The 20,745-nt window shown below is 37.5% G+C and carries 20 protein-coding genes; 11 read left to right on the top strand and 9 right to left on the bottom strand.

Features of this window, described 5'->3' with window-relative positions; translation table 11 throughout:
* Positions 1-17 precede the first annotated feature (17 nt).
* From CFK40_RS14920 to CFK40_RS14910, 3 genes are read left to right on the top strand one after another with little or no spacing between them, the layout of a single operon-like run.
* A complete protein-coding gene (locus CFK40_RS14920) occupies positions 18-1,103 on the top strand; it encodes a C45 family autoproteolytic acyltransferase/hydrolase (RefSeq protein ID WP_227001785.1) in 1,086 nt (361 codons plus the stop codon).
* Positions 1,104-1,118: 15 nt separating this feature from the next.
* Positions 1,119-2,540, top strand: a complete 1,422-nt coding sequence (locus CFK40_RS14915) for an NAD-dependent succinate-semialdehyde dehydrogenase (RefSeq protein ID WP_089533173.1) — start codon at positions 1,119-1,121, stop codon at positions 2,538-2,540.
* A gap of 58 nt (positions 2,541-2,598) precedes the next feature.
* Positions 2,599-3,243, top strand: a complete 645-nt coding sequence (locus CFK40_RS14910; RefSeq protein WP_089533172.1) for a GNAT family N-acetyltransferase — start codon at positions 2,599-2,601, stop codon at positions 3,241-3,243.
* Positions 3,244-3,492: 249 nt separating this feature from the next.
* Here CFK40_RS14910 and CFK40_RS14905 read toward each other — a convergent pair whose 3' ends face one another.
* From CFK40_RS14905 to CFK40_RS14875, 7 genes are read right to left on the bottom strand one after another with little or no spacing between them, the layout of a single operon-like run.
* On the bottom strand, positions 3,493-4,785 hold the full coding sequence (locus CFK40_RS14905) for a sodium:solute symporter family transporter (RefSeq protein ID WP_089533171.1): 1,293 nt from the start codon (positions 4,783-4,785) through the stop codon (positions 3,493-3,495).
* Complete coding sequence (locus CFK40_RS14900) at positions 4,785-5,477, bottom strand: response regulator transcription factor (RefSeq protein ID WP_089533170.1); 693 nt, start codon at positions 5,475-5,477, stop codon at positions 4,785-4,787. Before CFK40_RS14900 ends, CFK40_RS14905 begins: the two co-directional genes overlap by 1 nt.
* A gap of 22 nt (positions 5,478-5,499) precedes the next feature.
* The gene (locus CFK40_RS14895) at positions 5,500-6,252 is read right to left on the bottom strand and encodes a sensor histidine kinase (protein ID WP_089533169.1); all 753 of its coding nucleotides are present in this window, start codon (positions 6,250-6,252) and stop codon (positions 5,500-5,502) included.
* Positions 6,253-6,310: 58 nt separating this feature from the next.
* Positions 6,311-7,300, bottom strand: coding sequence for an ABC transporter ATP-binding protein (locus CFK40_RS14890; protein WP_405196554.1), 990 nt, complete (start codon positions 7,298-7,300; stop codon positions 6,311-6,313).
* Entirely contained in the window at positions 7,297-8,304 is a 1,008-nt protein-coding gene (locus CFK40_RS14885) for an ABC transporter ATP-binding protein (RefSeq protein ID WP_089533167.1), read from the bottom strand. The genes CFK40_RS14890 and CFK40_RS14885 overlap by 4 nt, the downstream gene beginning before the upstream one ends.
* A gap of 16 nt (positions 8,305-8,320) precedes the next feature.
* On the bottom strand, positions 8,321-9,241 hold the full coding sequence (locus CFK40_RS14880; protein ID WP_089533162.1) for an ABC transporter permease: 921 nt from the start codon (positions 9,239-9,241) through the stop codon (positions 8,321-8,323).
* 16 nt (positions 9,242-9,257) lie between these two features.
* Positions 9,258-10,163 (bottom strand): ABC transporter permease, encoded by a 906-nt coding sequence (locus CFK40_RS14875; protein ID WP_089533161.1) that lies wholly within the window; start codon positions 10,161-10,163, stop codon positions 9,258-9,260.
* Between the two features lie 200 nt (positions 10,164-10,363).
* Here CFK40_RS14875 and CFK40_RS14870 point away from each other — a divergent pair, with 200 nt between their 5' ends.
* From CFK40_RS14870 to CFK40_RS21685, 4 genes are all read left to right on the top strand, one after another.
* Positions 10,364-11,950, top strand: a complete 1,587-nt coding sequence (locus CFK40_RS14870) for a glutathione ABC transporter substrate-binding protein (RefSeq protein ID WP_089533160.1) — start codon at positions 10,364-10,366, stop codon at positions 11,948-11,950.
* A gap of 59 nt (positions 11,951-12,009) precedes the next feature.
* Positions 12,010-13,257 carry an amidohydrolase gene (locus tag CFK40_RS14865; RefSeq protein WP_089533159.1) on the top strand — a complete coding sequence of 416 codons (1,248 nt, stop codon included), beginning with the start codon at positions 12,010-12,012 and terminating at the stop codon, positions 13,255-13,257.
* 4 nt (positions 13,258-13,261) lie between these two features.
* Positions 13,262-14,482 (top strand): amidohydrolase, encoded by a 1,221-nt coding sequence (locus tag CFK40_RS14860; RefSeq protein ID WP_089533158.1) that lies wholly within the window; start codon positions 13,262-13,264, stop codon positions 14,480-14,482.
* Between the two features lie 463 nt (positions 14,483-14,945).
* Positions 14,946-15,269: a helix-turn-helix domain-containing protein gene (locus CFK40_RS21685; protein ID WP_089533157.1), complete on the top strand. Its 324-nt coding sequence runs from the start codon at positions 14,946-14,948 to the stop codon at positions 15,267-15,269.
* Between the two features lie 106 nt (positions 15,270-15,375).
* Here the strand turns inward: CFK40_RS21685 and CFK40_RS21680 are convergent, their stop codons facing one another.
* The gene (locus CFK40_RS21680; protein WP_089533153.1) at positions 15,376-16,188 is read right to left on the bottom strand and encodes a C40 family peptidase; all 813 of its coding nucleotides are present in this window, start codon (positions 16,186-16,188) and stop codon (positions 15,376-15,378) included.
* Positions 16,189-16,587: 399 nt separating this feature from the next.
* Positions 16,588-16,848, bottom strand: coding sequence for a Fic family protein (locus tag CFK40_RS21345; protein WP_264371370.1), 261 nt, complete (start codon positions 16,846-16,848; stop codon positions 16,588-16,590).
* Positions 16,849-17,129: 281 nt separating this feature from the next.
* Between CFK40_RS21345 and CFK40_RS14840 the strand changes: the two genes are divergently transcribed.
* The 4 genes from CFK40_RS14840 to CFK40_RS14825 all read left to right on the top strand — a co-directional run bounded on the left by CFK40_RS14840 (position 17,130) and on the right by CFK40_RS14825 (position 20,730).
* Positions 17,130-17,318: a hypothetical protein gene (locus CFK40_RS14840; protein ID WP_089533151.1), complete on the top strand. Its 189-nt coding sequence runs from the start codon at positions 17,130-17,132 to the stop codon at positions 17,316-17,318.
* Between the two features lie 505 nt (positions 17,319-17,823).
* A complete protein-coding gene (locus CFK40_RS14835; protein ID WP_227001784.1) occupies positions 17,824-18,873 on the top strand; it encodes a TRAP transporter substrate-binding protein in 1,050 nt (349 codons plus the stop codon).
* A gap of 87 nt (positions 18,874-18,960) precedes the next feature.
* A complete protein-coding gene (locus tag CFK40_RS14830) occupies positions 18,961-19,446 on the top strand; it encodes a TRAP transporter small permease (protein ID WP_089533142.1) in 486 nt (161 codons plus the stop codon).
* Positions 19,447-19,455: 9 nt separating this feature from the next.
* Complete coding sequence (locus CFK40_RS14825; RefSeq protein ID WP_089533141.1) at positions 19,456-20,730, top strand: TRAP transporter large permease; 1,275 nt, start codon at positions 19,456-19,458, stop codon at positions 20,728-20,730.
* Positions 20,731-20,745: the final 15 nt, after the last annotated feature.

The following is a 20,745-nucleotide window of genomic DNA, read 5'->3' as shown; positions in this document are numbered from 1 at the left end:
ATGAACGGAGGACACTTATGATGATTAAAAAGTTGAAATTACGAGGATCCGCAAGGGAAATTGGATATGAGCACGGTAGTCAGGGAAAACATGAAGTGATTCAAAGCCTAGAAACGTATGAAAAATTATTCTATGGATACAAGAATATTTCCTGGTCAGAAGCCAAAGAGCACGCACTCTCCCATATGAAGGCCATTGAAAAGTATAACTTGGATATGATTGAGGAAATGGAAGGGATTGCTGATGGAGCAGGAGTGGAATTTGAGGATATTCTAGCTTTAAATGCCCGTAGTGAAATTGCTTTAGCTGGAAGTAAGGGAACTGCATTTTCAGATGGATGTACAGCGATGGCAGTTACAAATCCACTTATACCTGAAACAATCATAGGTCAAAATTGGGATTGGAAATCAACTCAAAAAGGAAGTTTGCTTTTACTTGATATCCAGAATAAATCAAACCCAGACATAACAATGGTAACTGAGGGTGGAATTATTGGGAAAATTGGATTCAATTCTTCAGGAATAGGTATTTGTTTTAATGCATTAATCACAGATAAGAAATCAAATGAAGTTCCCATTCATCTAGGGTTAAGGTCCGTGTTAAATTCCTATTCACTAACAGAAGCTATTTCAAAAATAAAAGGAGGTCAACTGGCTTCCGCCGCCAGTTTCTTAATTGGATACGATGAAGGAAATGGGAAAGGAATGGCTGTTAATGTGGAAGTGTCCCCTTTTGGAATTGATTATGTTGGAGGAAATGACGGGAAATTAGTGCATACCAATCACATATGTTCTGACCTTATTAAGCAAAATTTAGAAGATATGAACGAATTCAGACATGACGATTCGATGCTTCGAAAAAAAAGGGCAGAACAGCTTATCAATACGAGTATCGCTAATCATGAAGCAATTAATGAGCAATCATTTGAAGAGTGGCTTTCCGATGAATTTAATGCACCAAACTCTATTAATCATTTTAAAAATGAACGTGCACCAGAACATCGTAGGATGGAAACGGTATTCTCCATCATTATAAATCTATCAAAAAAGAAGGCATTTTTACGGGTAGGGAAATCGGTTGAAGATAAGTATGAAGAAATATAACGAGGAGGTTCTTACATGCTCTACATTAACGGTGAATGGATAGAAACAGAAAATAAGATGGATGTAATTAATCCGGCAACGGCTGAAATCATAAAAACAATTTCAATTGGTGGGCAACTAGAAACAAAAGAAGCAATTACTAAAGCAAAAGAAGCATTCAAAACGTGGAAAAAAACAACTGGAAATGATCGTAGTACGTATTTAAAAGAGGTTGTTAGATTAATGAAAGAAAAAGCAACAAAAATGGCAGAAATAATAACAAAGGAGAATGGTAAGCCATTAGCGGATGCTAAAAGCGAAGTAGCTGGAGCAATTGGCTATCTGGAATGGTATGCAGAAGAGGCAAAACGAATTTATGGTGATACTTTACCAGCTTCACAACCAGATAAACACCTTATGGTGATCAAAGAGCCAGTTGGTGTTTGTGCCGCCATCACACCATGGAACTTCCCGTTATCAATGGTTACCCGAAAAATTGCGCCCGCTCTTGCAGCGGGATGCACTGTAGTATTAAAGCCAGCTCCCGCGACACCTTTATCGGCAATAATGGTATTTGACTGTTTTCATGAAGCAGGGCTACCAAAAGGTGTTGTTAATCTCGTGATTGGCCCAGCGGAGGAAATCGGGAATGAAATGACAAGTAACCCGAACGTGCGAAAGGTTACATTTACTGGATCAACTAAGGTTGGAAAAATGCTTCTCCGTGATTCTGTAGCTACTGTTAAAAAGATCTCGATGGAACTTGGTGGCCATGCACCATTAATCGTGTTTGACGATGCTGATATTGATCAGGCTGTTGAGGGAGTAATGATGTCAAAATTTAAAAACTCTGGTCAAACATGTATCAGTACAAACCGAATCTATGTAGCTGAGAACATTGCAGATGAATTTGGGGAAAAGTTAGCTGAAAAAACATCAAGACTTAGAGTTGGTAATGGAACAGAGAATGGGATAGACGTAGGACCACTTATTAATAAGGATGCATTAAAAAAGGTAGAAGAACAAGTGCAGGATGCGAAGACACATAACGGAAAAATCCTATGCGGTGGAAAGACCTTTGAAATTGATAATGTAAATGGATGTTTTTATGAACCAACTGTTATTCAGAATGCGAATGAGAATATGCGAATTGCAACTGAGGAGACGTTCGGGCCAATTGCGCCAATCTTCACCTTTAAAGGAGAAGAGGAAGTTATCGAAAGAGCAAACCATGGAACTTATGGACTTGCTGCTTATTGTTATACAAAAGATATAGGACGTGGGTTCCGCGTGATGCGAGAATTGGAATATGGCATTGTCGGAATCAATGATCCAGCCCCAATTGTAATCCAGGCACCATTTGGTGGTGTGAAAGAAAGCGGCATGGGCAAGGAAGGTGGAAAATACGGGCTTGACGAGTATTTGGAAGAAAAGTACGTTTCTATTCATGCAACCTAAGGTATCCACTTTCTTAATTGGAATACAATTAAAGTTTTAAATGAGGAGAGGATAAAGTATGACAAATAAGAATGTTACTGATTTGGAAAAGCAACTAATCATCCGCAACATAACACCAGATGATCTCGATGAAATTGCCGCTCTTTCTAATAAGTGCTTTGGTCCGGATATATCATTTAAACGAAAACATTTCGTCAGTCAGCTGAAGACTTTTCCAGAAGGGCAGATTTGCATTGAATACGAAGGCAAAATTGTAGGGAATGCATCTAGCTTAATCATCAACTACTGTGGTGATAATCACTCCTATAAAGAAGTTTCCGATGGTGGGTTTATCCGTAATCACAATCCTGATGGGATAAATCTCTACGGCATTGAGGTGGGTGTAGATCCCGCTTACCGGGGAATGAAAATTGGCCAGCGTCTGTATGAAGCCCGAAGAAATATTTGCAGAATGTTTAATTTAAAAAGCATCATTATTGGCGGAAGAATTCCTTTTTATCATAAACACGCAGATCAACTATCAGCTGAAGAATATGTACGGAAGGTTATTAATGGGGACATATATGATCCGGTCCTGACATTTCAGTCAAAGAATGGGTTTGTATTGCACAGCATAATTCCAGATTATTTGCCTGATGATCATGAATCCATGAAATATGCAACATCGATGGAGTGGCAGAACCCTGATTTTGCTACAAAATAAGACCGACTCGGATGTATGCTTGTAACGGCTGAAGTTTTCATCAACGGCATCAAGTTTACTAGGTAGGTAAATGACTGAGCAAGAAAAGGAGAGTACCTGTTAACTTCGTATAATAGGTACTCTCCTTTTCCTGTTACCCAGTGCCACCCATTCCATCCTTATGTCTAGTCAGGACATTCTAAATGAAAAGGAGAAAACCAACTAACATAATTAACCATTATCCGAAACATACCTTGGTGATATCAGTTCTTATTTTTCCGATGGGCCAATCATATAAATGAAAGTGGACAAGATACCACTTGTGATAAAACTAATCCAAATAGCCAATAATGATTCTCCTGATAGCATTACGATGGTTCCAACACCAATCCCAACCAAAATACTATATGCAAAAAAAACACTTAGTCTTTTCTTTCCGAAAATCACCCATAGCATCGGAACAATTAACGCGCCATAAAATTGGCCAAAGAAGAAAATTAATTCTAATAAATTTGGTGTAAAAACAGAACTAATTATAAACAAAATCAAAGAAATTAAGCCTGCAATTAAATACGATAATTTATATTTTTTACGTTCTGAGTAGTTTTTGTTGATGTTTATGATGTTTTTTACAATCAAAACAGTGGTGGCATGTAGCTCTGCACCAACTGTTGTAGATAATGTACTGAAACAAAATAAAAAGAATAAGATTACCAAAATGAGCGGGTCAATTTTATATATAAATTCGAATAACAAGGTAAAGGTATTGTCAAAACTTTTATCAAAAATTGATATAAGAAGCATAGAGAAAAGGGCTAGTGGAATTGTTCCCCATATTAACCCAGTTAACCAAAAAGAAGCTCGAACTTTCGTAGGTTGAATGATATGAATGCGCTGCCAAGTTGCACGGTCGGTTATAACTTGTCCAAAACCAATTAAAATTGCTGTTAAAATGAACAGAAAGCCGTCATAGTTTTTCCAATACAAAAGATAGGGGTGGTAGAGTCGTACGCCATCATAAACTGGATAAATCCCTTCTTGAATAAAAAAATATACTGGTATAAAAATAATGGCTGCAAAAATAAGAGAAATTTTGATTGGTTCTATTTTATGTAGGGAGTCCATACCTCCAATTCCTGCGTAAATAAAGCAATAAAGAAAAAATATAAATAAACCAATAAAAGCAGGTATATCTAATATTAGATGAAATAAAAGACCAGCACCCATAGCCTGGATAAATAGAGAATCAAAACTTGTAAGTAACAATAGACCCATCATAATTACATAAGATTGACCTGGAAGTCGGTCATGTAATACATCTCCAATTGTCTCATGTTTGGAGAAACGTTGTTTTATTTTTACAGCGACAAAACTAAATAAAATAAAAGCGAAGATACCCATTAGGGAGTACCCTAAACCTCCAATTATTCCATATTTGAATAATGTTTCCGGTGTGGATAGAATAGTATTGGCAGTTATCCAGCGTGCTAGTAAAGTTAAAACCCCAAATGAGGCACCTAGTGATAACCCTCCAGTAACATACCATTTATATGATTTTTTCATCAAATTTGTACATCCTTTAAGCGAAATTCACGAGGAGTCAATCCAGTTTGTTTTTTAAATAATGAACTAAAATAGTGTTGACTATTAAATCCGCATGTTTCCGATACTTGTGAAATATTCATCCTAGGGGATTCTTTAAGCATTCGTTTGGCCATCTCAATCCGATAATTATTCAAATAACTAGCGAAATTTGTGTTTAACTCTTCATTAAATTTTCTACTTAAATAAGCATTGTTAACATGGATGTCATCAGCAATTTCCCCAAGAGTGAGGCGTTCATCGAAACGATTGTGAATCGTTTCTAGTGTTTGGTTAACCATATCTGATAAGTTTGCCTGCTGGAGATAAGGTTGGATAACCTCAATAAGTTCACTCTCAATCAAAGGCTTTGTAATGTAATCCTCGACCCCCATTCGTAATGCTTGATGGGCATATTCGAATGATTGAAATGCAGTAACCATGATAACCTTTATTTGGTAGTCATTTTTAAATTGCTTGGCAAGCTCTAAACCTGATTTTCCTGGTAATTGAATATCAACAAAAGCAAGTTGAATTGCTACTTTATCTACAATATCGAGTGCTCTGGATGCATCTTTTGCTTTATAAACAGATTTAAAGTTAAAAAAAGGTTTTAGAAGATATTCAAGTTGTTCAAGTTCTAATTGCTCATCATCAACTAAAAGAATATTCACGAGTATATCCCTCCTTGTATATCTACTGTTCTTGTAATGGCCATTCCATTCGAACTAATGTAAAAGTGGCTCTTTCAATGAGAATCAAGTCTGCTTTTTTATCAGGGAAGAGTAAGAATAGTCTTTCTCTTACATTTTCTAAACCTATGCCTTCCTGCTTTGGTTGAGAGTTCGCTTCACTTCGACCAACTTCACCTTTGTTATTCCATACTTCTAGAATCACTTCTTCATCACAGGAATGAATGCTAATAACTAATTCAGCGTTTCCTTGATATCTTTCAAATCCATGCTTAAAACAATTCTCAACGAAAGTTTGAATAACATATGTTGGGATCATTTTATTACGTATTTTAGGCTCTACATGCTGTTTTACGTGCAAGCGATCCCCGAATCGTAGCTTTTGTATATCTAAATAATAGTTGGTATATTGGAGCTCTTGTTCAATTGTTGATAGTGATTGGTCACTGGTGAATTTGTGTTTAAAGAACTTTGATAAAATTTCAATTGAGCTAATTAAATCTTTTTTACGGTCGAGTCTAGCTAGGCTCATGATAACATTTAATGTATTAAAGAAGAAGTGGGGTTGAATTTGCTGGCTCAGCACGTCAAACCTCGTACGTTGTAGCTCCTGCTCAAGTGCAAGGCGATTGGCCTTACTTTTTAATGAGTCTATTTGTTTTTCAAATATGAATAAAAATAAAAGTGTAAAAGCCCCGATTAAAGGAGCTAATACACAAATCATAATATATATAGAAAGAGTTTCTAGGTTGATCATACCATCAGACTCCATCCTTTAAGATCGTTAGTTACATTATACATGAATATATATTGGATTAAGATAAGAATTTCTCAGCATAATGACAAGCGACTATATGATCATTATCAAATGTTTTTAACTTTGGTTCGACCTCGCTACAATATTCCGTCGCAAATGGACAACGCGTATGAAAACGACATCCGGATGGAGGATTAATTGGTGAGGGTACGTCTCCTTTAATTTCAATAACATTCCTCTTCACATCTAAGTCAGGAACAGGAATTGATGATAACAGTGCTTTTGTATAAGGATGGAGGGGTTTACCAAATAATGAATGTTTATCGGCAATCTCCACCACCTTGCCAAGATACATAACCATGATGCGGTCTGAAATATGACGAACAACACTTAAGTCATGCGAGACAAAGACATATGTCATGTTAAATTGTTTCTGAAGTTTTTTGAGTAAGTTTAATACCTGCGCTTGAATTGACACATCAAGAGCGGAAACAGCTTCATCACAAATAATCATTTTAGGGTTAACGGATAAGGCTCTAGCAATACCGATACGTTGACGTTGGCCACCGCTAAATTCGTGGGGTAAACGCTCCAAGGAATCAGGGGTGAGTCCAACAAGTGACATAAGTTTAAGCATCCGATCCTCGCGTTCAGACTTTCGTAGTACGTTTTGTATTTCCATTGCTTCGTTCAGCATTTGGCGGATAGTTCTTCTTGGATTAAGTGATGCAAAAGGATCCTGAAAAATCACTTGGATATCACCACGAACCTCCTTTAATTCTTTACGTGATAACTTAGCTAGATCACGTCCTTCAAAATGAATTTCTCCATCTGTTGGGTTTTCCAGTCTAAGAATAGCACGCCCGGTTGTAGACTTTCCGCAACCAGATTCTCCAACTATACTTAATGTTGTACCCTCTTCAACGTCAAAAGAAATATCATCCACGGCTTTAACATATTGTTTTGCTTTAAAGGGGGATTCTCTTTTAACCGAAAAATATTGTTTTAGGTGTTTTACTTCAAGTAAAGGTTTTGTTGTGACCATCATGAGATACTCACTCCTTCCTTAATCTCTTTATCATCTTGATGAAGTAAGCAGCGAACTTGATATGATTCGTCTGAACTGATTTTGAGATTAGGATGTATATGGTGACAGGACTCTTCGACAATTGGACAGCGATCAGCAAACTTACATCCTTGGTGTTCTTTGAAGGGACTAGGGATGCTACCCTCCATTGCCATCAGTTCTTCCTGATCTTCATAAAGTTTCGGTAGTGACCGGAGAAGTCCTTTTGTGTAAGGATGCTTAGGATGACGAAATAGTTTTTCGGTTGTGGAGTATTCCACAATTTCCCCAGCATACATGACGGCTACTTTGTCACATGTTTCTGCTACAACACCGAGGTCATGGGTAATGAAGACAACTCCCATATTGAGCTTTTTTTGTAGGTCTTTCATTAACTTTATAATTTGTGATTGAATTGTCACATCGAGTGCTGTGGTTGGCTCATCAGCGATTAATACTTCAGGGTTGCAAGCTAGGGCCATTGCAATCATAACGCGTTGACGCATACCACCGCTTAATTGAAATGGCTCTTGTTTCGCACGTTGTTCTGGTGAAGGTATTCCAACTAGTTCAAGCATTTCAATACTTTTTTTAAAGGCCTGTTTTCGGCTCAATCCCTGATGTTCCCGAATGGTTTCGGCGATTTGTTCTCCTACTGAAATGACAGGGTTTAAAGATGTCATCGGTTCCTGGAAAATCATTGATATTTGATTTCCACGTATAGTCCGCATTTGCTTTTCAGACTTACCAATCAACTCCTCGTTATTTAAGCGAATCGACCCCGCTACAATTTTCCCAGGGTCTGGAATAAGTTGTAAAATTGACAAGGATGTCATACTTTTTCCGCAACCAGACTCCCCAACAATACCAAGCGTTTCTCCTTTATGAAGAACTAGATCAATGCCGTCAACAACTTTACCAACGCCTTTCTTTGTTTGGAAATAAGTTTTTAGTTGATCAATTTCAAGTACTTTTTCTTGTTTCATTGTGAAATCACTCCCTTTAATTTAAGTCAATTCGACGGTTGAAAAATCGGTATAAAATATCAACAAACAAGTTAACAATTACGAATACTAGAGAGGCGACTAGTATTGCACCCTGTACCATTGGTATATCACGCATTCGGATGGATTCTACTATTAGACGTCCAAGTCCATTTATAGCAAATACCGATTCAATCAAAACAGTACCACCAAGCAAAGCACCGAATTGGAGTCCAACAACTGTAATGACAGGAATTAAAGCATTTCTTAACGCGTGTTTGTAAATTACTAGATAGCTTTTAATCCCTTTTGCACGTGCGGTACGAATATAATCCTGCCTTACAACTTCAAGCATGCTTGAACGAGTCATTCTAGCAACAATCGCGGCACCACCTGCTCCAAGCGTAAAGGCCGGTAAAACCATGTGACTAATACTCTCCCATCCAGCAACTGGAAACCACTGTAACTCCACTGAAAAAATGTACATTAGAATCAAACCCAACCAAAAACTAGGGAAAGAGATTCCGAGCAGCGCAACAACCGTAACGCTCATATCTGACAATGAGTATGGGCGAACCGCTGAAATTATTCCTGCAGTCATACCGAGAATGATGGTAATTAAAGTACTATAAAACGCAAGCTCAATTGTTATTGGAAGTCGTGCCAAGATTTCATCAATAACAGGCTGATGGCTTTTAGCTGAAACCCCAAGGTCTCCTTGAAATAGTCCACGAATATAATCGAAGTACTGAACATGGAGTGGTCGATCTAAACCAAGACTGTGCCTAAGATTTTCAATAGTTTCTTGTGAAGCACCCTCACCTGCAAGAACTTGAGCTGAATCTCCCGGAACCATTTGCATGATTAAAAAGATAACTAAAGTAATGCCGAGAATGACTGGAATTGTTTGAAGTAATCGTTTGATAATAAAAGTGAGCATAAAATTTTCCTCCTTTTTATGATTTCATTCTTGGATCGAGTGCATCACGCAAGCCGTCACCAAACAGGTTACAACCCATTACTAACAACGCAATTGTTAAACCCGGGAAAATGGCCATATATGGTGCACTGAATATAAAGTCACGTCCATTTGAAAGCATTGCACCCCATTCAGGTGAAGGTGGCTGTGCTCCCAGTCCGAGAAACGATAGTCCCGCAGCTGATAGAATTGCCGTCGCTAGGCGTAAAGTTCCTTGTACAATTAAGGGTGACAAAATATTAGGTAATATATGCCTGAAGATGATTGTTCCATCATGGGCCCCGAGGGAGCGAATGGCGTCAACATATTCTAGTTTACGTACTTCCATCGTTGAGCCACGTGCAATTCGTGCAAATAATGGTACGGAAAACACACCAACAGCTACTGTTACATTGAATAGGCTCGGACCTAGAGCACTGATAATTGCCAATGCTAACAAGATCCCAGGAAATGCAAGCATAACATCAAGCACTCGGCTGAGAATCGAGTCAATTAATCCGCCATAATAGCCTGCCGCCATCCCCATAATAATTCCGAAAAAAGCTCCGAACGCCACAGCCGCAACTCCAACCGACATGGATAGACGCGCACCATAAAGGATACGACTTAGAATGTCTCTACCTTTGTCATCAGTACCCATCCAATGTTCAAATGATGGTGCCTGAAGTTTATTTGGTAAATCAATCGCAAACGGGCTATAAGGTGCAAGAAGTGGGGCGAATAGTGCGATCATCAAATAAAATAGAACAATTAATCCTCCTACTAATGCAGCCTTATTTCGAACTAGTTTTTCGATAAATGTTTTCATTCTTTCTATTCGTTGTTGTCTTCGAATCTCATTGAAGGATATCGAATCTTGTTGCGGTTTTAATTGTGCTTCCATAATGGACCTCCTTTTTAAATTCACTGTTACTTTGTACCTTAAGAATAGAGGATTCTAGATGAAAGTAAATCCTATTATTCCAAATTGTCAAAATATCTTAAAAAATTGTAAGAATACTGCAAAAAAAATAAACTATTATCTCTTATAATGCTAATAAGTGGTGCAGTAGCAATCACAAAATCGAAAGGGATGATCAATGTATGACTATGTTAAAACGTTTCGTTCGCAGGAAGTCTTGTTTAACTCTTATAATCCTTTTACTTACGATTATGATTCTTCAAGCATGTTCGACAAGTGGCGGGGCTGAAGAGACAGATAAAAAAGATACAAAAGAAGGGAATACGGGAGGAGGAACATTGAAAATTGCCATTCAAGCCGATGCGACAAACCTTGATCCACATTTTATTACAAATATTCCTTCTGCAAATATTATTTATCAAAAGGTGTATGAGACGCTTGTTGCCTTTAATAAAGATATGGAAATTGTTCCGAAGTTAGCAAAAGAGTGGAAACAGATAGATGAAAATACTTGGGAATTTAAATTAAATGAAGGAATTACTTTTCATGATGGAGCTCCCTTTAACGCAGAGGCTGTGAAAGCCACATTTGATCGTTTGCTTGATCCAGCTACGGAATCGCCTCAGCGTGATAAGCTAAGTATGATTGAAGAAGTAAAAGTAATTGATGAGACGACGGTTCAGTTGCTTCTTAATGCACCATATGCTCCACTTCTCTCTATTCTGGCAAGCAATGAAGGAAGTATTATCAGTCCCAAGGTAATTTCCGAGAATCCGGAATCATTGGCTGCTCATCCGGTAGGAACTGGCCCATTCACTTTTGAATCTTGGAATTCTGGACAGGATATTACGCTTGTTAAAAACGAAGATTACTGGGGTGAGAAACCGAATATTGATAAGGTCGTTTTCCAGGTAGTTCCTGAATCTGCAACAAGACTTGCAATGATTGAAACTGGAGAAGCGCATATTACCGATCAGGTCCCGGTTTCAGAAATTGAGCGTATCAACAATTCAGATACATTGAATCTTTACCGGACTGATGGCTTAGCGGTTGAGTATGTTGGTTTTAACACTCAGAATGCTCCATTAGATAATGTGAAGCTACGTCAAGCCATTAGTCATGCAATTGAACGAAGTGCGATTATTGACGGTATATATAATAATATTGGCACACTAGCTAACTCTGCTATGAGTCCTAAAGTTTTTGGATATAGTGAAAATATTGAGCCGTATGAGTATAACATTAACAAGGCCAAAGAATTAATGAAAGAAGCGGGATTTGAGGACGGAGTTAGTCTAACATTGATCACAAGCGATCGTAAAGAAAGAGTAAGTATGGCTGAGGTTATAAAATCCCAACTCAAAGGCATAGGAGTAGATATTGAAATCCAAGTGCTTGAGTATGGTGCCTATATTTCTGCTGTGGATAGTGGGGATCACGATATGTTCATCGGTGGATGGGGAAATGCAACAGGCGATGGTGATTATAACCAGTATAATTTGTTCCATTCCGATTCCCATGGACCACCCGGGAACCATTTCTATTACACAAATGAAAAAGTCGACCAATTAATTGAAGCTGCACGTCGAGAAACAAGCCCAGATAAGCGTAAAGAATTGTACGAAAAAGCAATGCAAATTGAAATGGAAGAGGCAGTATACATTCCTATTCGGAATTACGAACATCTTGCGGTATACAACAACAATGTAGAAAACTTTTGGTTAAGTGCTGCTAGTTATCTCATGATAAACGATGCCACTGTGAAATAAGAAAAACACCACTGGAGGGGGATTATCTTCCCCCTCTTATTTTAAGGAGGAATATTTTCGTGCAAAACTTACTAATTAAAAATGCCCGGTTAGAAACAGGGTTTGAAGAGCAAGACGGAGTAACCATTAAAACGAAGACGGAAAAGAAAGATATCCTAGTGAGACAGGGCGTTATTGTAGAAAGTAATGATTCAATTGAGGTTCCAGAAGATGTGGCTATCCTTGAGGCTAATGGTCAGTTGTTGATGCCATCTCTTCGCGAAATGCATATCCATATCGATAAAACTTACTTTAGTGGTCCATGGAAAGCATGTAAGCCTATTACGAAAGGCATTTTTACTAGAATAGAAGAAGAACAAAAGCTGTTACCGAAACAGTTGGCGGTGGCAGAGAAAAGAGCTGAAAGAGTAGTACAGCATCTACTAGATCAGGGGCATACCCATATTCGTACCCATTGTAATATTGATCCATCAATTGGGTTGAAAAATCTTGAGGTAACAGTCAACGTACTTGAACGTTATAAAAATCAACTGACATATGAAATTGTTGCATTTCCACAGCATGGATTACTCCGTAGCAATGTAGAGGGCTTAATGCGTGAAGCGATGCAATCGGGAGCAACCTTGGTTGGGGGTGTTGATCCAGCCACAGTTGACCGTGATATTGACCGGTCATTAGAAACGATGGTCGATATTGCTGTTCAGGCTGGGGCCGGGATGGACATTCACCTGCATGACCCGGATTCACTTGGTGCATTCACATTTGATAAACTAGCTACTTTAACAAAGCAAGCTAGCCTAGAAGGTAAAGTGACTATTAGCCACGCGCTGGCACTTGGAGATCTATCAGGTAATGATTTAAAGGAAACAATTGAAATGCTTCAATCTGCACAAATTGATATTACTTCTACCATACCAATTAACCGTCCAACAGTTCCAATTTTTACATTAGATAAGGCCGGTATACCTGTATCTGTGGGGCATGATAGCTTAACAGATCATTGGAGTCCTTTTGGAACTGGAAATACAATTGAAAAACTGAGTATATTAGCGGAACGTTTTAAATTAATAGATGAAAAATCGTTGAGCCAAGCTTGGAAATTTGCAAGTGGAGGTATAGCCCCATTAAATGAGTCAGGTAAACAAGTATGGCCAAAGGTTGGCGATCAAGCTAATATGTTGCTTGTCGATGCAAGTTGTTCTGCGGAAGCTGTGGCACGTAGAAAATCGATTTCTCATACTATTCATCAAGGAAAAAAGATCGAAATCAATAAGGATGCGGTTCAAGTAGAGACAGGAGGTTTTTAAATCAATGGAGACAATGTGGATTCAAAATATAAAGTTGGAAACGGGAAGTTATACAGATGAGGAAGGATACGTCTTTACAAAAACGGGTATTTTTCATTTAAAAGTCGAAGGAGGAAAGATTGTCGATCAAATTGAAGAAAACATTTCTATTCCTGATGGGGAAAGTGAAAAGCTAGATGCTAAAGGACTTTTAGCTGTGCCTACCTTTAAAGAAATGCATAATCATCTAGATAAAACGTATATGAGTTTAGGGTGGAAATCGTGTAAACCGGTTCGAAATTTAAAGGAGAGACTACATCATGAGGCTGAAGAACTTGTAGAACTAGCTCCTACTACGAAGCAACGTGCGAAAACAATGATTGAAACGCTTTTATCTCAAGGGTCGACACATATTCGAACACATGTAAACATTGATCCCTACATAGGATTGAAAAATCTTGAAGGAGTTTTAGCAGCGTTAGAAGATTATAAAGGGATTGTTACTGCAGATATAATTGCATTCCCGCAACACGGACTGCTTAGGGATGAAGTTCCACATTTAATGAAGGAAGCTATGCGATCTGGAGCAACCATGGTCGGTGGATTAGATCCAGCTGGAATTGATCGGTCGATTGAAAAGTCATTGTATACAACGATGGATATTGCTACAGAGTTCGATGCAGATGTAGATATTCACCTTCATGATGGGGGGCATATGGGGTGGTATACCATTGATAAATGGTTGGATATGACAGCAGATTCAGGTTGGCGAGGACGGAGCGCAATTAGTCATGCGTTTTGTATCGGAGAGGTTCCAGAAATTCGAGCACAACAGCTTGCTGAACGATTAGCAGAACAAAAGGTGGCAGTTATGTCGACGATACCCCTTACCAAATCATTACCTCCTGTTCAGTTGCTAGATAAGCATGGTGTTGACGTTCATTTTGGATGCGATGGATTTTTTGACTCTTGGAGCCCACATGGGACAGGTGATGTATTGGAGAAGGTAACTAAATTTTGTGAACTGGCAGGTCTTAAAGATGAAAATCAGTTACGAAAGGCCTTGAAGTGGGCGACAAAAGGGATAACACCTTTGAATGATCAAGGAGAAAAACAGTGGCCAAAGAAAGAAGACCCGGCTGATTTCGTATTTGTAGATGCTGCTTCATCTGCTGAATTAGTAGCACGAAAACCTATTCGAAATGCAGTAATGGTTAAAGGTAAAGTTGTGTACGGAAGCTTATAGAGGATGTTCAAAAAGTCACCAAATGATAAACGGCGAACTTCTTCGTTGGCTTGTTTTTCCGGTTCTCATGTAGGAATAGCCTACATTCCGATCCTCAAAACTACACCGCCTCGAACTTCTTGTTTCTAATTTGCCGACTTTTTGAACACGCACCTATAGGGAAATACAATTAATCTATTTTAAATTAGAAGGCTACTCTTGAAAAAGTAGCCTTTCCACAACAAATCACTAAAAGAAACCCATGTAACACCACTAATTCTCAATGCTCCCATTAAAAAATATCCGCTCGATATCGTTACCATCCAAAATTAATCCCACCCAAAACGAACCATCCATAAAAATAAATTAATATATTTTCAAACGCCACCAAACCGACCTCTTGTAACGATTATAGAAGTAGAAGTGTTTTATTCCGTTTGAATACGTTATTTTTCACTTTCATCTTCATTAAAAGGGGGGGCCATTGGAACGACAAACGTTAACGGTTAAAGAAGTTGCGAATTATCTTGGGGTTCATACGGATACTATTTATCTTATGGCTAACTTGAAGCAGATTCCACATTTAAAGTTTCGAAATCGCATCTTGTTTCCGAAAGAATCCATCGATCTATGGATTCAAGATCAAGAGTTTCTGAACATTTTAAAAAGGGCATCATTTGATGGTTTGTTTGTTATGCCCTGTTATCTTGAGGGCTACATCTACTATCAATTTCAGACTTCTACTAATAAAGTGTTCGGAATTAATGCCACCACGATTCCAATACTCCTTCCATTAACAACTTACTGAAAAAATCTTTCATTATAAAACCCCCAATCTCTGATGGATTGGGGGTTTATAAAACAAAGCTCGATTCTTTAGCGCTTTAAAGCGATGGGGGACTGTCCCCTAAAATTTATTGAAACGATTTTGCTCCAATATAGCGGCTTTGCCAGTAGTTGTAATCAAGGGATGTTACTTCTACACCTGTTTCTTCTGTACCAGCATGAATCATTTGGTTATTTCCGATGTATATGCCGCTATGAGATACGCCTTCCTGATACGTATTTTCAAAAAACACAACGTCGCCAGGACTTGGGGTGTCTACATGTGTGCCATTATTTTCCCACATTCCAGCATGGGTTCTATCTAAAGGAATACCAGCTTGCTCAAATACATAGTTGATGAAACCACTGCTGTCAAAACCGGCGGGCGTTGTTCCTCCAAATTGATAAGGGCTGCCAACTACGCTTTCGGCAATTTCAACAATATCAGATGATGTGCTCACGGTTGTTGATTTTGTTTGCTGTTCAGGTGCTTCAGAAATTATTAGTTGTTCCTCTTCCGTACCTGAGGTTATAGATAATGCCTTTTTTGTCTCCGGTCCGACAATTCCATCGATTAATAGGGAATTAGCCTGTTGAAAATCTCGCACTGCATTATCAGTTTTCGGGCCAAAAATTCCGTCACTCTCAAGATCGTAACCATGGTCATTTAAGGCTGATTGAACATTAGTGACAGCTTCTCCTCTGTTGCCAGCTAAAATAAGATTTGAATGATCGGTAACAATTGGACTAGATACTTCTTTAGTAGTTTCACTTGCAGTTGCATCCTCATCCGGTGCTCCTTGGGCAAAAACACTTCCAGCAACTACTGGTGAAAATGTGAGTGATGTGACAAAAACGGTTGTTCCAATATACTTTCCTATAGAATATTTTTTAGTTAACATTATGTATTCTCTCCTTCACGTGAATTTTGATGCCAATGTCTATTCTAGCAGAATTATATAGAGTATGAGATTAAGAGAAGAATACAGTTCAGTCACAAATTATTACAAAATATGACAATATATTTAATTGGATGAGGGATAGGAACCTGCCCCCTGTCCCCCGAATTTCAATCCTTGCCTACCTCACTGTTTCCTCTTCCATTTCGAGTTCCTACCTAGATCACTCGGTTCAATAATATCTTGAAATCTCAATTCATTAAGTACCCAATTGATTGTCGATTCACTTACATCTGGACAAGCTTTACGAATTACCTCTTTAGTAAAAAATCTAAGCTTATTCACAATAAATTTATTAATTCTAGCTGCTTTATTACCTTTTCCCGATTGTACGAATCTTGATTAAAATTCCTTGTACGCTGATACAAAGATACCTAAAATGAAATTTACCCAGGGAAAAATATCATTTTCGTGCAATCCTTGAGAAGATTGACGTAAAGTTTCATAATAGCTTTCCTTTGAGTCTTCGATGATCTTTTCCAAACTGATATATCTACCTAATTCAAAACCGAATTTATATAAAAGAAGTAAGGTTAAAATGGGAGCCATTCTACCGTTCCCATCATTAAATGGATGTATGGATAAAAAGTCTAATATAAACAAACTAATTAATATGAGTGGTTTAACATCTTATTTTCCCAATTTGCTCATTAAGTTGATAATAGAGTGAATCCATAGCATCTGGGTTTCGAATGAGGATAAGCGAACAAAACAAAAAAATTGTCGGCTTTTCTACAACCTTGAAAACTGTTTTGCTTTACCCATCTATAATCAGTTATAATAAGACAAAGTTAGATTAATTTTTTAATTGTTGTTTTTCTGAATGTTCGTTGTTTGCTTTAATTTAACATCAGTGATAATGACAATGAAAGGGTGTGATAAAAGTGGATCAAAAAGATAAATTGAAAGCCTTTGAAGAACTGTTTGACTTATTAGTGTTTTTTTCGGAGAACCGTGATATGCCTGTAGATAAAGATTTCAACTTCTTTGGAAAGGTAGAATATTACTGCAAACAACTAGACTTAGATTATAACGAGTTCATTGAAGTATATCAGCTTAAGACAATATTTTAAGCTTTAAACTTTTGGCTGTAATTTAAAAAATACGCTTAATTTAGTTATTACACCTCCAAAGTTTTAGGAACTTTACTGTCTTTTACCTCTCCTAGAATCTAAGATTAATTTGCAATATGAAAGGGTGCTTTATCAGTTTATTTGTTTTTTTTACCCCGCCCTTATTATGGGACTCTTCTATACCTAGTTATTTAATGCTTTAGATTGTGATTTAAAAGAATAAAGTTGATGAATTCATATCAAACCAATCACAGTTAAATTGTATAAAGTTCCACAAAACGATTTTTGTGGAACTTTATAAGTTTTTCTATTGTAAAATCAGAAAATTAACAATTATTTCATTTGTTTCTTTCAGAGGTAAAAGATTGTAATTGTTAAATGCGATTGTTGTTATTAATAAAAATTTCTTAAGTATTTAGTCCGAATAGACAAAGATGTATTGTGAAAATTCAGGTAAGATTTATTTGAATAGGATTTTAAATATAAAAAGAGGGGTGCAAAAAATATGTCAAAAACAAAATCGATACTAATGGGCTTTTTTTCCATCTTAATTATTTTGATTTTAGTCGCATGTAGCGAGGAATCGGGGAGCCAAGCTGGGGCGGATGAAGAAGGGTATGATCCAATAGAGATAACCTTCAGTCACAACCAACCATTGGATAGTCCTGAACACAAGGGGGCTGTAAAATTCAAAGAGCTTGTAGAAAGCAAAACAGATGGACAAGTTACTGTTAAAATATATCCTTCTCTACAACTCGGAAGTCTTAGGGAACAAGTAGAGGCAACTCAGTTTGGGGAAATCAATATTACAATGCAACCAAGCGCGGTAGTGTCTCCGTTTGTTGATGATATTAAGGTTCTTGATCTTCCATACCTGCTACCAACAAAAACTAAGCAAATGTATGAGTTGCTAGATAGTGAGGTTGGCGATGAATTATTGGCTACATTAGAAACGGGTGGGTTTAAAGGACTTGGTTTTTGGCCTGGTGGATATAAGTTATTTACTACAAATGGTATAGAAATTCATAAACCTGAAGATTTTGAAGGCGTTACCATGAGAACAATGGAGGCCCCAATTTTATTAGCTCAATATGAAGAGTGGGGAGGAAGTCCAATTCCGGTTCCATACGCGGAATTATATAACGCTCTTCAACAAGGAGTTGTGGATGGACAGGAAAATCCAATACAAACAATCTTTTTAAACAATTACCATGAAGTGCAAGACACTATTATTGAAAGTCATCACGGTGGAATGACTTATATCCTTATGGCAAATCTGTCATGGTTTGAGGGTCTACCTAATTCTGTTCAGAACGCGATTATTGAAGCTGAAAAGGAAGCTAGAAATGTAGCAAGAGAAGAGTTAGTTGCATCTGAGGACGAATACCGTCAAAAAATTATAGACTCAGGAGTGAACTATTATGAGTTAACCCCTGAGGAAATAGAAGTTTTCCGGGAAGCCTCCATTCCCATGCATGAAAAATATTACAATACTGAAAAACAATTGGAATTACTACAAAAAATAAATGATAAAATTGATGAAATCACAAAATAATTAGAGGTTGGGACTTCCTGTATAGGTGGTCCCTTAAATTCTAAGGGAAGATAATTTTTAACAATGGTTTTGTAAAGGAGAGAAATCATGAAAAGGCTAATTAAAATTGAGGAAGCAGTAATAGCCCTAGGGCTATTATTTGTAACCGTATTGCTTTTTGTCAATATTGTCCTACGCTACGGTTTTGCTGCTAACACTACTTGGGCACAAGAATTTATTCGCTATGTAATGATATGGATTACCTTTATTGGTGCAGGTGTATGTTTTCGAAAAGGGTTGCACCTAGGTGTAGACTTTTTAATGGATTTACTTAAAGGAAAAGCAAAGAAGGGTTTACAGATTTTTGTAAACTTAATTTCCATAGCCTTTATGTTACTTCTGATTAAGTATGGTATTGATATGGTTATATTTACTAAAGGTACAGGGCAAATAACTCCATCCCTTCAGGTCCCAATCTTTTATATATACTTAGCAATCCCGATAGGATCGGCATTATCGGTTTTACATCTTATCTTTAATTTGATTGAAATTTTTCAAAACAAACAAACGTTTCCAGAAAAACTGGAGGAATAGGGGGATACTATGGTTACTTTTTTATTAGTGTTATTGTTAATCTTACTTTTTGCAACTACCCCTATATTTGTCGCTTTGGGACTCTCATCTTTCTTAGCCGTTCTGCTAATGAGTGATATTCAACCGATGATTTTAATTCAGGGGTTATTTGGGGGAATAGACCAATTTGCTCTAATGGCTTTACCATTTTTTATTTTGGCAGCTAATATTATGGACGTGGGAGGCCTTTCGAAGAGAATCCTTCGTTGGTCTAGTTCCATAGTAGGGCACATTACAGGTGGTGTAGCTATGACAACACAAGTCTCTAGTATGTTTTTTGGAGCTTTATCGGGATCTAGTCCAGCGACTGTAATTGCAATCGGAAAAATAATGTATCCTGAGCTAGTAAGAAAAAAATACGATAAAGCTTTTTCATCGGGTTTACTAGCTTCAGCTGGTGCAGTATCGCTTATTATTCCACCAAGTATTACCCTGATCATCTTTGGCTCTGTAACAGGTGTGTCCGTGGGGAGCCTATTTATTGCTGGAATTGGAGCTGGAGCAATATATGGGCTTTCATCGATTGTTTATATCTATTTTTATGCAAAAAAGAACAAACTCCCCAAAGACAAAAGGGCTTCTTTTAAAGAGGTGGTAACCTCTACTAGAAGTGCACTCTGGGCGCTATTGATACCTGTTATTATTCTTGGCGGCATCTATGGAGGTATTTTTACTCCTACAGAGGCTGCAGGGGTTTCAGCTATATATGCGTTATTTGTCAGTGTAGTTATCTACAAAGAAATGAATTGGAAAAGCTTTTATCAAACATTGTTGGATTCTGCTATTACTACTGCGCAAGTTTTAGTGCTTGTTGCGGCAGCCCAAGTCCTAGGATGGATTCTTACTAGGGGAGGAGTACCGCAGCAAATTGCAACTTTTATTACTGCAAACATTGATTCTGCAGTTACGTTTCTATTGCTCATAAATATTGTTTTACTAGTATTAGGTATGTTTATGGAAGGAGTTGCAGCTATAACGATTTTGGCTCCGCTAATTTATCCAACTGCAATATCAATGGGGATAGACCCTGTACACTTAGGAGTAATTGTTATTGCTAACTTGGCAATTGGTATGTATACTCCTCCATTTGGTATCAATATATTTGTTACACAAACGATTACAAAAATAAATATGGTAGAAATGCTGCCAGGATTAATGAAATTCTTTGCAGTGAATATTGTTGGATTATTGATTATAACCTACATTCCCGAGGTATCATTATTTTTAGTGCACTTACTTGAGTAAATTGGTGGGATTTAT

This window comes from Virgibacillus necropolis (assembly GCF_002224365.1).
Classification (GTDB): domain Bacteria; phylum Bacillota; class Bacilli; order Bacillales; family Amphibacillaceae; genus Virgibacillus_F; species Virgibacillus_F necropolis.
This window is presented reverse-complemented; position numbering and strand designations above follow the sequence as displayed.

Bases quoted from the DNA above. Each gene is read 5' to 3' on its own strand.
- CFK40_RS14920 (WP_227001785.1), top strand. From the start codon at position 18: ATGATGATTAAAAAGTTGAAATTACGAGGATCCGCAAGGGAAATTGGA.
- CFK40_RS14915 (WP_089533173.1), top strand. From the start codon at position 1,119: ATGCTCTACATTAACGGTGAATGGATAGAAACAGAAAATAAGATGGAT.
- CFK40_RS14910 (WP_089533172.1), top strand. From the start codon at position 2,599: ATGACAAATAAGAATGTTACTGATTTGGAAAAGCAACTAATCATCCGC.
- CFK40_RS14905 (WP_089533171.1), bottom strand. From the start codon at position 4,785: ATGAAAAAATCATATAAATGGTATGTTACTGGAGGGTTATCACTAGGT.
- CFK40_RS14895 (WP_089533169.1), bottom strand. From the start codon at position 6,252: ATGATCAACCTAGAAACTCTTTCTATATATATTATGATTTGTGTATTA.
- CFK40_RS14890 (WP_405196554.1), bottom strand. From the start codon at position 7,300: ATGATGGTCACAACAAAACCTTTACTTGAAGTAAAACACCTAAAACAA.
- CFK40_RS14885 (WP_089533167.1), bottom strand. From the start codon at position 8,304: ATGAAACAAGAAAAAGTACTTGAAATTGATCAACTAAAAACTTATTTC.
- CFK40_RS14880 (WP_089533162.1), bottom strand. From the start codon at position 9,241: ATGCTCACTTTTATTATCAAACGATTACTTCAAACAATTCCAGTCATT.
- CFK40_RS14875 (WP_089533161.1), bottom strand. From the start codon at position 10,163: ATGGAAGCACAATTAAAACCGCAACAAGATTCGATATCCTTCAATGAG.
- CFK40_RS14870 (WP_089533160.1), top strand. From the start codon at position 10,364: ATGACTATGTTAAAACGTTTCGTTCGCAGGAAGTCTTGTTTAACTCTT.
- CFK40_RS14860 (WP_089533158.1), top strand. From the start codon at position 13,262: ATGGAGACAATGTGGATTCAAAATATAAAGTTGGAAACGGGAAGTTAT.
- CFK40_RS21680 (WP_089533153.1), bottom strand. From the start codon at position 16,188: ATGTTAACTAAAAAATATTCTATAGGAAAGTATATTGGAACAACCGTT.
- CFK40_RS14835 (WP_227001784.1), top strand. From the start codon at position 17,824: ATGTCAAAAACAAAATCGATACTAATGGGCTTTTTTTCCATCTTAATT.
- CFK40_RS14830 (WP_089533142.1), top strand. From the start codon at position 18,961: ATGAAAAGGCTAATTAAAATTGAGGAAGCAGTAATAGCCCTAGGGCTA.
- CFK40_RS14825 (WP_089533141.1), top strand. From the start codon at position 19,456: ATGGTTACTTTTTTATTAGTGTTATTGTTAATCTTACTTTTTGCAACT.